Source organism: uncultured Castellaniella sp., from assembly GCF_937988725.1.
Taxonomy (GTDB): domain Bacteria; phylum Pseudomonadota; class Gammaproteobacteria; order Burkholderiales; family Burkholderiaceae_B; genus Castellaniella.
In genome coordinates, this window is record NZ_CALKHS010000010.1 from 656,871 (window position 1) to 668,558 (window position 11,688).

Consider the following 11,688-nt stretch of genomic DNA (forward strand, 5'->3'; position numbering starts at 1 on the left):
TTCAGGCTTGTGCCAGTTGGTCGTTCCATGGCCGACCGCTTTTGACCATGGCATTTAAGATAATCAACAGCTTGCGCATGCAGGCCACAATGGCAACCTTCTTCGGCTTTCCGACCGCAAGCAGGCGCTCATAACAACGCCGTATCACGGCGTTGTGGCGCATGGCGACAATGGCAGCCATGTACAACGCACTCCTGACCGTGGCTCGCCCGCCACAAATGATGCGTTTGCCACGAGCCTGGCCCGAGTCCCGATTCATCGGTGCGACACCCACCAGTGCGCAGATCTGCTTGGCCTTGATCTGACCAAGCTCCGGTAGTTCAGAAATCAGCGTAGCCGCCGTCGCCGGGCCGATCCCCTTGACACTCTTGAGCAATGCGGCCAGATCGGACTGGTATTGAGCCAGATGCTCCGCAATCCTTCGATCTAACATCTCAATCTGTTTTGCCAGCACATCCATCAGATCCGAAATATCCTGCACAACCTCCGCATGCGCCATGTGTTTGCGCTGGCGCTCGCTCACCAGCAAGCGCACCAGTTGCCGACGTCGAAGCACCAATGCGTGCAGCTGTTGTTGTGCTTGGTCTGGCATTGGCTTGATGAAACGATCTCGATCAGGGCGCTGATTGAGCACCTGTGCCAGTTCAGCCAGCATCCTGGCATCCACACTGTCAGTTTTAGCCAATCGCCCCATAGCCTTGGCGAAATCCCGGGCCTGCCGCGGGTTGATGACGACGACAGCGAACTCCGAAGCCTGTCAAGAGGCACCGAGGGATGACGGGCTACATGCTAACGGCCAACCCTGAACCCTGACAGGTCCAGGCGTGACGGCACCACCGAACACGCACCTCAAAGATACAAGGGATGGAAGCCCGCCAGGGGCAAGACCCGGCACGGGGCTTGATGCGCAGCACGACAGCCCGGCCCCGACGCCTACGGCGGCGGGGACACGAACACCCCTTGCAGAAAGGAGCGCAGTAATACAGCCGGTCAGGCGGCAGAATATTCGGCTTCGCTAGCCAAGCTAATGGTGATGATTGGCATATCGTGTTCGTCCATCCCGCTGTGCAGGGCAAGAGTCGTCACTTCGGCCACAATTTGGTTGGCCCCTGCCGGAATCCGATAAAACCGCATCAGAGCCACGCCTTCGGGATCCAATTCCGACGCCAATACGGCGCGTTCGTTCAGCTCGCGCAACAAATCATGCAAGCGGCAGTCTTGGCTTTCGTGTGATGCCGTGGTGTCAGCCCATTCCACGCAATCCTGCCAAGCAGCGCGGGTAATCGCTACCGGCACCCGAAAACCGACACGGCCTGCCTGGCGCGTAATGTCTATCAATCGGCCATCACGGATAGCCTGCTCCCTGCCTCCCAAACGGTCGTTGTTGCCGACTTGCTTGGCTTCGTAGGTGTTCATGGGGTGATTTCCTGTCGAAAAAGGGAATGGGCCTGACTGGCTGACCGGATGCGAAGATTTTTGAGCCGGATCGTCTTCCCCCGATGCGAGGGGAACGCTGCCTGCCTGCCCGCCCTGGCACAGGGCGGGGCCGCTGGCCCCCCCTGCCCGACCGCCTTACACCTGCCCGCGTTCAGCCAGTGAGGTCGTCCCGGTGGCGCTGACCACCATGTGATCCACCAAGCGCACGTCAATCAGGCTGAGGGCTTGTTTCAGTTGCCGCGTCAGGCTGATGTCTGCGGCGCTGGGTTCGGCCAGGCCTGACGGATGGTTATGCGCCATGATCAGTGCGGCGGCATTCAAACGCAGGGCAGTTTTGGCAATTTCACGCGGGTAGATGCTGGCGTGGCTCAGCGTCCCGGTGCCCTGTTCTATATAGCGGATAGGCTTCAGTTGCGTATCCAGATACAGGAAGGCCGCGCATTCATGGCCCAATCCAGCCAACTTGGATTGGAAAAACTTGGCCACCCGATCAGGGGTAAACATGGCGTTTGCTGTAGAAATCAGGCTTTCGGCAGCCACCCGGCCAGCGGCCAGCACCTGGTCATCGGTGGCCGGCCTGTAGCGGCCGCTGGTGCTGCGCACATACAGAGGGCGTGCGTCGTTCATGTTGTCGTAGCTCAGCGCGGCGGTGCTGTTGTTCATGGGATGCTCTCCTTTCAGGGTTTCCGGCGACTACCGGGGCCGAAGATTCCGAGCCTTCTGTAGGTTTTGCGGTGTCCGCAGTCCTACTGTCTGGCCCGGAGTGCCACCGTTGCCGTGAGTTCGTCGCCTTGCCGTGCTGAATCACGCAGGGACGACCGGAAAGGGGCGGGTACGCAAGCCGCAGCCCGAAGGAGAACGTAGAGAAACGAAGGGACCGGGTGAGTACCCGGCGAAGCGCACCCCTTGCAGGAAGGAGCGCAGTGATACAGTCGGCGTTTTAGGCGACGGAATCAGGGCAATGGCTGCCTGTGCCCTGGAGATGGACTGCGAATGCCGGCCGCGCGGCGAGCGCCACTACCGACCGTAGGGTGGTCTAAATATATTTCTGAGAGTCTGATTAAACTAATAAGCAGCATGCTATCTATACTCATGGCTGATACACACATGATGCTGCGGTACTACCTCGACACCAGCCTCCCCTGTGTCAGAATTTGGCTTGACCTTCTTACAGGGTCAAGGTTTATCATCCACGACGGTCAGGATGCACCTGATATTATCTCTTCAGCGAGACACCACACCGAAACAATCCAATGGTATCGGCCGACCATCTGAAACGCGCGCTCATCGCCGTCATCGTCACGTTCAGCCTGCTGTTCATGCAGTTGGCTGCGGCGGCGTATGTGTGCACGAGCATCTCGGGGGTCGCTGCCGGGTCGGCACCGGCCGTCACAGGCATGATGCCATGCAGCACTGGCGCTCCGTCAGGCTGTGAACATCTGGATGCAACTCGCACGGCCCTATGTGATGCACAGGCCTACGCAAGCAACGAAGTCACGCCAGAGCTGCGGCTTCCAAAGTTCTCGGCGATCGCGCCAGCCACCTGGCTCATGGCGTTTCGCGTGGCACCAGAAGCAGACGCCCCCCGTCAGCCTCGTCCCCACCCATCCCCGGGCTTGACTCGGGCGATCTTCCCCTCCCCATCGATACGCAACTGCTGCTACCGGATTTGATCCACAGCTGCACGCTTGCCCACTGCTGGTGAAGCTAACCGCCGTGCGCCGCGTGACGAGACGACGGTAAGCCAGCACAACGATCGCGAACCCACCATACAGACAGCCACGATGCTTGCTGTGTAATTTCCGATCGGCTCTCGATACAAGGAAAAATCATGATGAAAACATCTGCAACGAATGGCATGTCCTGCCGCTTGCAGGCCTCCCCTCTTGGCCGTCAAGTGAAGCGCCGCCACCTCTGGATCGGCCTGGCGGCAGGTGCTGCTGTCGTATGGAGCTTGCCCGGCAGCCTAGGTGCGCTCGCCACAACGGGAGTTGGGGCCGTATTGCTTTCCGTACTCCCCTGCACCCTCATGATGGGGCTCGCGCGTTTCCACTTGAGGTCGTCCGCATGAATTCGCTGTTACTTCTACAAGCCTTGCTGGCCGCGGGTGCCGGGCTACTGCTCAACCTCACACCGTGCGTGCTGCCCGCCGTACCGCTCAAGGTGCGCGCGGTACTGCGCGAAGCGGGCGAGCGCCAGGCCGTGCGTCTTGCCTCCGCAGCGCTTTTTACTGCCGGGTCGGTCCTGTTCTTTGGCGGCCTGGGGCTGGCGACAGCCCTGCTGCAATGGCGCTGGGGCGTGCTCTTCCAGTCACAAACGCTCCTGATCGCGCTCAGCGCCCTGCTCGCCGCCTTGGCTGTGCTGAATTTCTCAGGCCGCAGCCTGCCTTTGCCCAGCGCGCTGGTGACGCTGCGTGGCAGGCGCCTGTTTGAACCCTTTTTCTCGGGACTCGTGAGTGCGCTGCTCTCCACGCCGTGCACCGGGCCGCTGCTGGGCGGTGTGCTGGTCTTCGCGGTGACTCAACCGCTTGCAAACATCCTCGTCATTTTTGTGTCAATCGGCCTGGGGCTTGCCGCGCCTTATGTCATCCTCATCCTGCGCCCGAGCCTGCTCAAGCGTCTGCCGCGCGCCGGGGCCTGGACGACGGTCATCCAACAAAGTTTTGGCTGGCTGCTGCTCGCGGCCGCGCTCTTTTACGCACAAAGCGTGCTGCCCGCCGCCTGGACTACGCCCTTATGGATAGTCCTGATAGTTGCCGTGTTTGGCTGGGCAGTCGCTACTCTCTGGCGAGCGACCGAGCGCAGCACCCGCACAGCGGCTCTCTTCGTGGGTGCCACCGCAGCAGCGCTGGGCTACTTCGGGTCGGGGCTTAGCCAGTCCGCAGAGACCACCATCGCCTGGCAGCCACTACACGCTGCCGACGTAGCAGCCTTGCCGACGCTTGGGCGCCCTGTCCTCGTGGAATTCACGGCCGACTGGTGCATCAACTGCAAGGTGCTGGAGAAAACGACGTACGAGGATGAAAACGTCGTCGCGGCCCTGAAGCGCACTGGAGCGGTCGCGCTGCGGACGGATCTCACCCGCCCGAACCCGGTCCTTGAGCACCTGCTCGCCCTGCACGGCGGCGTGGGTCTGCCCTTTGCCATCGTGCTCGACCACAAAGGGCGCGAAGTACAGACGCTCTCGGGCCTATTTACCAGCGCAACCCTCGTGCAGGCATTGAACAAGACCTTGAACCAGGAGAACTCACCATGAATCGCCCATTCCGATATGGATTAGGGGCCCTTGCCACCGTTGTCATCGTCGCGGGTGCCGCGCTTTTGATTGCGGACAAGCTCCAGGCTCCCACTGCTGCCCCTGCGGGTGGCACAGTCGCCTACACGGAATTCGCCAATTCCGCCAATCACGTCAAAGCGTCGTTCACCAAAACCGGACAGGACGGAGTGATCACACTGCATATCGGCCGCGATTGGCATGTCAACGCCAACCCAGCCTCTCTGGACAATCTGATTCCATCTACCGTGCTTATCGAGCACGAGGGCAAGGAGCGATCCGTGCAAGCCGATTACCCGGCGGGTATGAGCAGCGGCATCAAGATCGGCACCACCGACATCCGGGTCTACGACGACGGTACCCGCATCCCCGTGCATCAGCTCAAGATCGATACGGGCGAACGCCTCATCGTACGGGTTCAGGCCTGCAACGACCAGGGGATCTGCCTCGCACCTGCGACGATCCCCGTGAGCGAGGATCAAACTTAACTGCGGTATCCATTGCAACGCTCTGGAAACAGGGCCCTTGCCGGGCGACCATAGAGGTCACATCCTGCGAATTACGATTTCTAACTGTTGTCCAAATCACCATAAAAGGAGCATTCCATCATGCACACAATCAAGAAACTGGCCTTGGGCCTGGCACTCGGCGTGCCGATCTCAGTCTTCGCAGCCGGCATCCCGGTCAAGATGTACAAGAATCCCAACTGCGGCTGCTGCGACCGCTGGGCCGCCCACATGGAAGCCAACGGTTTCACGGTAGAGACGATCAATACGCCTGACCTCGCCTCCATCAAGGCGCAGCACCACGTCCCCACGAACCTCGCTGGCTGCCACACGGCATTGATCGAAGGCCATGTGGTCGAAGGCCTGGTACCCGCCAAATACGTCAAACAGATGCTCGCGGAGCATATTGCCGGCCAGGGGCTGTCGCTTCCCGGAATGCCTGTGGGTGCGCCGGGCATGCCAGGCACACAGGCGGGGCCACTCACCGTCTACACATTAGGGCCTGGTGCCGCGTCCGAGGCGTACGCAAGCTTCTGAACGCCGTATCAGGAAAGCGGCCTGCAACTCGGTAGCAGCGTCATCTCCGCTGCTGCTCAGTCACTTCCTTTTGCATGCGCAGGGCGTCTGATGGCCAAGTGCTCTTGATATAGGCGAGCACCTCTACGATCTGCTCATCGCTCAGGGTGCTGCCAAACGCTGGCATGTCGCTCTGATAACCCGGCGGTGCCGTGCGGCCCGGTACCAGGCCGTTTTTCACCAGGTCGAAGAGCACCGCATCGGGATGATGCCAGGTGTGGCCCGAACGATCATGCGGCGGCGCAGGCAGTCGGCCATTTGCCAGGCGCTCGCGCCAGTTGGGCTGACCCTGCAGCTTCACGCCGTGGCAGGCCGCACAGGTGTTTGCGTAAATCGCCTCGCCCCGCACGACCAGATCCTGATTTGTAGGATCAATGAAGGTTGCGCCGGGTGGGCGATTTGCCCAGTACAGCAAGACAGCACCAGCAACCGCTATAACCCCTACTGTCGTAATGGTCCACTTTTTATGAATTCGAAGAAACGTCATGGCTGGATCCGAGGCAGGCCCTGTTCAGTTGATGTAATCGCGCCGGGGAAGGTCATTGCTTTGTCGCAGGTTCCTGAACCTTGTCTGCATACTTGATGAGAATATCCCCCATCGCACGCATCATTTCACCGTGCATCTTCATAGCGGTCTTGCGATCCAGACCTAAACCCATCGCCATCGGGCAGCCTTCCATCATGTTCATCATTCCGCCGCCCATCGCACCACCACCCATCATCCCCATCATGCCACCGCTCATGGCACCTTGAGATCCGCTGCCCCCCATCATGCCGCCACCCCCAGCACCAGATGGTGTAGTACTCCCCATCATAGAAGGGCTTTGGCTTGAGCCTCCGCCTTGTTGCATCATGCCAGAGTCTCCAGAACCGCTCTGGGTGGTAGGGGCGGCAACGCTGGGTGCACCGACACTGATTGCCAGCGCGGCAAGGGATGCCGCAAGGATCGTTTTCGCATTCATAGCTCGCTCCTGAACGTCAAACAGACAGGCCTGGATAGGTCGTCACTTCTTGAAGAGGTATTTCACCAGTGCGGCAATGGCAAGCACCAGGAGGGCCGCGACGAGCAACCAAAAGATGGCCATGAGCCACATCATCCCGCCCATCGTCGAGCCCCCCATCATTTGGGCCTGTGCACCGGTGGGTAGCAGCACTGCAACAGCGATGGCAATCCACAGAGGTAAGAGCACAGGTACGCCTTTGGACTTCATCATGAGCAACACCCTCCTTCTTGAATGGACGGGCACGGCGTCGACCCGTACGAGCAGAATACACAGCAGTCACCCGACTTTGGCTTCAGCAACGTCTTGCATTGCCCACACTCATAAAAGAACTGGCAGGTATCCACCGGCATGGTCTCCCGCTGCATATGACCGCATTGGGGGCAGGTAACGACAGATTCAAAGATGATCGGAACTTCCATGGCTATTCAACGGGGAGAATCCACCCATGAGGCGCTTGCCATCGGCGACCGAAATCTCAGCGCCGATGTGCAACCTCAATGGCAACGCTCACAGCCTAAACCTTGACACAACGAGAAGGTCAACTCACCTTCACCTTGCCCCCATCCCGGCTTCCATATGGCCCGGAACCAGGCACGCAAAATCCACCGTACCGGGCTTGTCGAACGTCCATACCAGCCCGCCGATCTTGCCCGCCGCGAGCGTGATCATGTTGGGCTCAGCATGCTTCATGCCAGACATCTTCCGCATCTCGGCCGCATGTGCCTTTAGATCAGCCACGGTCCCAATCACCATTTCGTGCGGGATCTGCCCGGTATTTTTCACGAAAAAACGAATGGTCTCGCCCGCTTTCACCGGAATTTCGCTGGGTGTGAACCGCATGGAATCATCCATCGTAATTTCGACCGTGCGGGTGACCTTTGCGGGATCGCCGGGTCGGCCAATGGCGGAATCCGCTGCCGACATAGTCGACATGTCATGCCCCGGCATACCGTGAGCGGGCGCTTCATGTCCGCCCGAGTGGCCACCGCCTGCCCAGGCAAAGACCGGCAGGACGCTAAGCGCCAGGATGGCCAAGGGTTTCTTCATCATGAAATTTCTCCTGAAAACTTGGTTAAGTGAGCAGCCATCAGTGGCCGCCAATAAGATGATCTGTGGACAGAATCAAAAGCGGAGGCTGACACCTGCCACAAAACGAGTCTCTTGCTTCGGCTCGCCTGCAGCGCGTGCGTAGTCTGCAGTTTTGCCAAAACTGCTGGCCCATTCCACACCGATATAGGGCGTGACTTGGCGCGTGATTTCATACTTGAGGCGTAGTCCAGCCGTGCCATTCGAAAGCCCACTGCCGATCCCCCGGCGTTCGTCGTCTTTGCCGTAAAGATTGACCTCGACGCTGGGCTGGAGGTAGAGCCGCTGCGTGAGCAGGACGTCATACTCCGTCTTGAGCCAAAGCGCTGTGCGCCCATTGGGGCCCACGAACGCAGTTGCATCGACATCGAACCAGTACGGAGCAAGGCCTTTGAAGCCCAAGGCAAGCCACTGACGGTTGGGCATGCCTGCGCCGTGATCGAACCGCAAGCCGAGTTCCGTATCCCAGAACGTGGAGACTGCATGGCGCCAGAGCAATTGAGTTCTGGAATCGCGCAGCTTGCCGCGCGCCACCTCGCCTTCGGCCTTGAGGGCTGCGCGGTTGTAGGTGCCGCCAACCCAGGCTTCGCCGTCGTAGCTACCCCACTCTTGCCCGCGTGCCCTGACGTACTCCAGGCGATCGATGTAGACAGACGCGAAATTGTGCTCATCCGACATTCGAAGTGCTTGTGAGGGCGGCAAGGCATACTTGCCAGCGTTACGCACATAGCCCTCGGAATACGCATTTGGGTCTCGCGCATCGGTAGGTGCCGAACCGCCTTGCATCTGCATGGAGCCATGATCCATGCCTGCCATATCCATCGCGCCATGCCCCGCTTCTTGTGTGGCCGCAGAGCCAGTATCGAGGGACACCGAGGAAGCGGCGGGGGCCGGTATCGCCATATTGTGGCCCGCGTGCTCAGAATGTGCCTGAGCGCTGGCTAGCGAGGGAACCGCTACAGCTGCAGTCACTACAGATGCAAGCAGGGTCATCTTCAATGAGGAAAGGCTTTTCATGGCGGCAGCATCCTGGATAGAGTGGGCGATTTTCATGCGACGACCACCTCACGGAACATACCGGAATCCATGTGCAGCATCAGGTGGCAGTGCCACGCCCAGCGGCCAAGGGCATCGGCCGTCACCAGAAAGCTGATCCGCTGGGCGGGCTGCACCGGAATGGTGTGGCGCCTTGCCTGAAACTGGCCATCGGGCGCTTCAAGCTCGCTCCACATGCCGTGCAAATGCATGGGGTGCGTCATCATCGTGTCGTTCTGCAGAATGACCCTGACCCGTTCGCCGTAGCGGAAATGTACCGGCGTTGATCGCCCATACTCGACCCCATCGAACGACCAGGCATAACGTTCCATGTTGCCGGTCAGGTGAAGTTCCACCTCGCGTTCCGCACCGCGCGAGTCCATGGCGCCATCGACCGTATGTAAGTCGGCGAGCGTCAGCACACGCCGCCCGTTGTTGCGCAGCCCGATGCCAGGATCGTCCAGGTTGGTGCGCGGCATGTCCACCCGCATGTCGGTGCTTGTGCCGTATTCCGTCTTCGCGTGTCGCACCTGGCTGCTGGCGGACGCGGCGACCATTGCACCGTGATTCATGCCCGCCATCCCCGCCATCCCTGAATGATCCATACCCGGCATCGCACCATGGTTCATGCCTGCCATACTGCTGTGATCCATCCCGGCCATAGCGGGGCCCGAGCTGCCACCTGAAGCCTTACCCATTGCGCCATGACCCATACCTGCCATGCTGCCCCCTCCCATGGCACCCATCATGTCAGCCATGGTGAGCCATTCGACGGGGTCCAGCGCAGGAACCGCAGCGGTCAGCCCCTCACGGGTGGTCAGCGTGCCGCGCGCATAGCCAGTACGGTCCATGGCCTGGGCGAAAACGGTGTAGGCATCATCTTTCGGTTGAACCACGACGTCGTAGGTCTCGCCAGGCCCAAAACGAAACTCGTCGACGGTGACTGGCTCCACATTCACGCCATCCGCCTGGACGACGGTCAGAGGCAGGCCGGGAATGCGCACGTCGTAAAAAGTATTGGCCGCACCGTTGATGAAACGTAGGCGAACCCGTTCCCCCGGGTTGAAAATCCCTGTCCAGTTACCGGCGGGCGTTACACCATTCATCAGGTAGGTCAGCACATCCGCCGACAGATCTGCCAGGTCGGTTGGATTCATGCGCATCTCGTTCCACATCTTGCGCTTGTCTACGGCCGCCTTCAGCCCCAGGCGAGAAACATCCTGGAAAAAGTCCACAGCAGTCGGCTGATTGTGGTTGTAGTAGTCCCCCCGCATCTTGAGTTTTTCGAGAACGCGCATCGGATTTTCGTCGGTCCAATCGGAGAGCTGGATGACGTGCTCGCGGTCAAATCGCAGCGAGTCCGGCTGGGCGGGGTCGATGATGATCGCGCCGTAGACCCCTGTGGCCTCCTGCATGCCAGAGTGCGAGTGATACCAATAGGTGCCGCTTTGCTGCACCTTGAAGCGATAGGTAAATGTCTGCCCTGGGGCGATCCCCGCAAAGCTGAGTCCCGGCACGCCATCCATCTGGAAGGGCAAAATGATGCCGTGCCAGTGGATGGAAGTCGGTTCGGTGAGGCGATTCTTCACGCGGAGGGTGATGGTGTCCCCTTCTCGCCAGCGCAAGGTAGGCGCGGGAAGCGAACCATTCACGGTCGTAGCCATGCGCGGGGTGCCGGTGAAATTCACTGGCGACTCGCCGATTTCAAGATTGAATTCTGTGCCACGCAAGACAGAGGCTGAGCCCGTGTGGGTGCCCACAGCCGCAGCAGATGCCCGTGCGTAGGGCGACAGGCCCAGCAGGACGCCGCCTGCGGCAAGCCCCTGGACAAAGCGGCGGCGCGATAAGGCTGGAATGGAAATAATGGAGGCGGCAGGTCGTTTCACGAATGCGATTCCTGTTCATGCGAAGGTAGAAGCCGCTACTCTACGCAGGCGCGCCTGTCAGACCGATGACGCCACCATTACAAATCTGTCATCTGAGCGTCATGTTGGCGTCATCCTCTCGCCATTAAAATCGGAAAACGGTTGCGTTGCATTCCTCTCACTTTTAGCGGCAACCCGAACACACAAGGGGGCAGGCGCATGAAGTTGCTCCTAGTCGAAGACGAGGTCAAGACAGGTGAATATGTACGGCAGGGGCTCGCCGAGTCGGGCTTCGTCGTGGATCTCGTCCGCACGGGGCTGGACGGCCACCATCTGGCGCTCACCGGTTCCTACGACCTGATCATCCTGGACGTGATGCTGCCCGATGTGGACGGATGGCATATCGTGCGGGCGCTGCGCGAGGCCCGGTCATCGGTACCCGTTCTGTTTCTGACCGCGAGAGACAGCGTGGACGACCGCGTCAAGGGGCTGGAGCTGGGAGCAGATGACTACCTAGTCAAGCCCTTCGCCTTCTCGGAGCTTCTGGCGCGTGTGCGCACCCTGCTGCGACGCGGCAACGCGGCAAGCCTGCAGGATCAGTTGCAAGTCGCAGACCTAATTTTGGACATTGCGCGCCGCCGCGTCCAGCGCCAGGACCAGCGCATCAGCCTGACCAACAAAGAATTTGCACTGCTGGAGCTCTTGGTGCGCCGACAGGGCGAGGTGCTACCGCGATCACTCATCGCATCGCAGGTCTGGGACATGAATTTCGACAGTGACACCAACGTCATCGACGTCGCCATCCGGCGTCTGCGGGCAAAGATTGATGATGCTTTCGAACCCAAGCTCATCCATACCATCCGGGGTATGGGATATATGCTTGATGCCGGCGCACCGGACTGATCC

Annotated in this window: 14 protein-coding genes and 1 pseudogene; 4 read left to right on the forward strand and 11 right to left on the reverse strand. The window is 60.0% G+C overall.

Annotation, left to right across the window (positions count from 1 at the left end; translation table 11 throughout):
* Position 1: 1 nt before the first annotated feature.
* The 4 genes and pseudogenes from Q0263_RS13575 to Q0263_RS13590 form a co-directional block, all read right to left on the reverse strand.
* Positions 2-499, reverse strand: coding sequence for a transposase (locus Q0263_RS13575; protein ID WP_366140719.1), 498 nt, complete (start codon positions 497-499; stop codon positions 2-4).
* Between the two features lie 18 nt (positions 500-517).
* Positions 518-742 (reverse strand): annotated as a pseudogene (locus Q0263_RS13580) (transposase); the annotation flags it as partial.
* Between the two features lie 248 nt (positions 743-990).
* A complete protein-coding gene (locus Q0263_RS13585; protein WP_298017147.1) occupies positions 991-1,416 on the reverse strand; it encodes a DUF6573 family protein in 426 nt (141 codons plus the stop codon).
* Positions 1,417-1,572: 156 nt separating this feature from the next.
* Complete coding sequence (locus Q0263_RS13590; protein WP_298017150.1) at positions 1,573-2,100, reverse strand: JAB domain-containing protein; 528 nt, start codon at positions 2,098-2,100, stop codon at positions 1,573-1,575.
* Positions 2,101-3,504: 1,404 nt separating this feature from the next.
* Here Q0263_RS13590 and Q0263_RS13595 point away from each other — a divergent pair.
* From Q0263_RS13595 to Q0263_RS13605, 3 genes are all read left to right on the forward strand, one after another.
* A complete protein-coding gene (locus Q0263_RS13595) occupies positions 3,505-4,692 on the forward strand; it encodes a cytochrome c biogenesis protein CcdA (protein WP_298017153.1) in 1,188 nt (395 codons plus the stop codon).
* Entirely contained in the window at positions 4,689-5,198 is a 510-nt protein-coding gene (locus Q0263_RS13600; protein WP_298017156.1) for a protein-disulfide reductase DsbD domain-containing protein, read from the forward strand. Before Q0263_RS13595 ends, Q0263_RS13600 begins: the two co-directional genes overlap by 4 nt.
* Positions 5,199-5,318: 120 nt before the next feature.
* Positions 5,319-5,753 carry a DUF411 domain-containing protein gene (locus Q0263_RS13605; RefSeq protein ID WP_298017159.1) on the forward strand — a complete coding sequence of 145 codons (435 nt, stop codon included), beginning with the start codon at positions 5,319-5,321 and terminating at the stop codon, positions 5,751-5,753.
* A 40-nt stretch (positions 5,754-5,793) separates the two neighbouring features.
* On the opposite strand, the gene Q0263_RS13610 is transcribed toward Q0263_RS13605, so the two are convergent.
* From Q0263_RS13610 to Q0263_RS13640, 7 genes are all read right to left on the reverse strand, one after another.
* Positions 5,794-6,279, reverse strand: coding sequence for a cytochrome c (locus Q0263_RS13610; RefSeq protein WP_298017163.1), 486 nt, complete (start codon positions 6,277-6,279; stop codon positions 5,794-5,796).
* Between the two features lie 52 nt (positions 6,280-6,331).
* On the reverse strand, positions 6,332-6,754 hold the full coding sequence (locus Q0263_RS13615; RefSeq protein WP_298017166.1) for a hypothetical protein: 423 nt from the start codon (positions 6,752-6,754) through the stop codon (positions 6,332-6,334).
* Positions 6,755-6,796: 42 nt separating this feature from the next.
* Positions 6,797-7,006, reverse strand: coding sequence for a hypothetical protein (locus tag Q0263_RS13620; RefSeq protein ID WP_298017169.1), 210 nt, complete (start codon positions 7,004-7,006; stop codon positions 6,797-6,799).
* Complete coding sequence (locus tag Q0263_RS13625) at positions 7,003-7,215, reverse strand: GDCCVxC domain-containing (seleno)protein (protein WP_298017172.1); 213 nt, start codon at positions 7,213-7,215, stop codon at positions 7,003-7,005. Before Q0263_RS13625 ends, Q0263_RS13620 begins: the two co-directional genes overlap by 4 nt.
* Before the next feature lie 130 nt (positions 7,216-7,345).
* Entirely contained in the window at positions 7,346-7,843 is a 498-nt protein-coding gene (locus Q0263_RS13630) for a cupredoxin family protein (protein ID WP_298019101.1), read from the reverse strand.
* 75 nt (positions 7,844-7,918) lie between these two features.
* A complete protein-coding gene (locus Q0263_RS13635; protein ID WP_298017175.1) occupies positions 7,919-8,935 on the reverse strand; it encodes a copper resistance protein B in 1,017 nt (338 codons plus the stop codon).
* Positions 8,932-10,803 carry a copper resistance system multicopper oxidase gene (locus Q0263_RS13640; RefSeq protein WP_298017177.1) on the reverse strand — a complete coding sequence of 624 codons (1,872 nt, stop codon included), beginning with the start codon at positions 10,801-10,803 and terminating at the stop codon, positions 8,932-8,934. The genes Q0263_RS13635 and Q0263_RS13640 overlap by 4 nt, the downstream gene beginning before the upstream one ends.
* Positions 10,804-11,001: 198 nt before the next feature.
* Between Q0263_RS13640 and Q0263_RS13645 the strand changes: the two genes are divergently transcribed.
* Positions 11,002-11,685 (forward strand): heavy metal response regulator transcription factor, encoded by a 684-nt coding sequence (locus Q0263_RS13645; protein WP_298017179.1) that lies wholly within the window; start codon positions 11,002-11,004, stop codon positions 11,683-11,685.
* The last annotated feature ends 3 nt before the right edge of the window (positions 11,686-11,688 follow it).

Bases quoted from the DNA above. Each gene is read 5' to 3' on its own strand.
- Q0263_RS13575 (WP_366140719.1), bottom strand. From the start codon at position 499: ATGGCGCATGCGGAGGTTGTGCAGGATATTTCGGATCTGATGGATGTG.
- Q0263_RS13585 (WP_298017147.1), bottom strand. From the start codon at position 1,416: ATGAACACCTACGAAGCCAAGCAAGTCGGCAACAACGACCGTTTGGGA.
- Q0263_RS13590 (WP_298017150.1), bottom strand. From the start codon at position 2,100: ATGAACAACAGCACCGCCGCGCTGAGCTACGACAACATGAACGACGCA.
- Q0263_RS13595 (WP_298017153.1), top strand. From the start codon at position 3,505: ATGAATTCGCTGTTACTTCTACAAGCCTTGCTGGCCGCGGGTGCCGGG.
- Q0263_RS13600 (WP_298017156.1), top strand. From the start codon at position 4,689: ATGAATCGCCCATTCCGATATGGATTAGGGGCCCTTGCCACCGTTGTC.
- Q0263_RS13605 (WP_298017159.1), top strand. From the start codon at position 5,319: ATGCACACAATCAAGAAACTGGCCTTGGGCCTGGCACTCGGCGTGCCG.
- Q0263_RS13610 (WP_298017163.1), bottom strand. From the start codon at position 6,279: ATGACGTTTCTTCGAATTCATAAAAAGTGGACCATTACGACAGTAGGG.
- Q0263_RS13615 (WP_298017166.1), bottom strand. From the start codon at position 6,754: ATGAATGCGAAAACGATCCTTGCGGCATCCCTTGCCGCGCTGGCAATC.
- Q0263_RS13620 (WP_298017169.1), bottom strand. From the start codon at position 7,006: ATGATGAAGTCCAAAGGCGTACCTGTGCTCTTACCTCTGTGGATTGCC.
- Q0263_RS13625 (WP_298017172.1), bottom strand. From the start codon at position 7,215: ATGGAAGTTCCGATCATCTTTGAATCTGTCGTTACCTGCCCCCAATGC.
- Q0263_RS13630 (WP_298019101.1), bottom strand. From the start codon at position 7,843: ATGAAGAAACCCTTGGCCATCCTGGCGCTTAGCGTCCTGCCGGTCTTT.
- Q0263_RS13635 (WP_298017175.1), bottom strand. From the start codon at position 8,935: ATGAAAATCGCCCACTCTATCCAGGATGCTGCCGCCATGAAAAGCCTT.
- Q0263_RS13645 (WP_298017179.1), top strand. From the start codon at position 11,002: ATGAAGTTGCTCCTAGTCGAAGACGAGGTCAAGACAGGTGAATATGTA.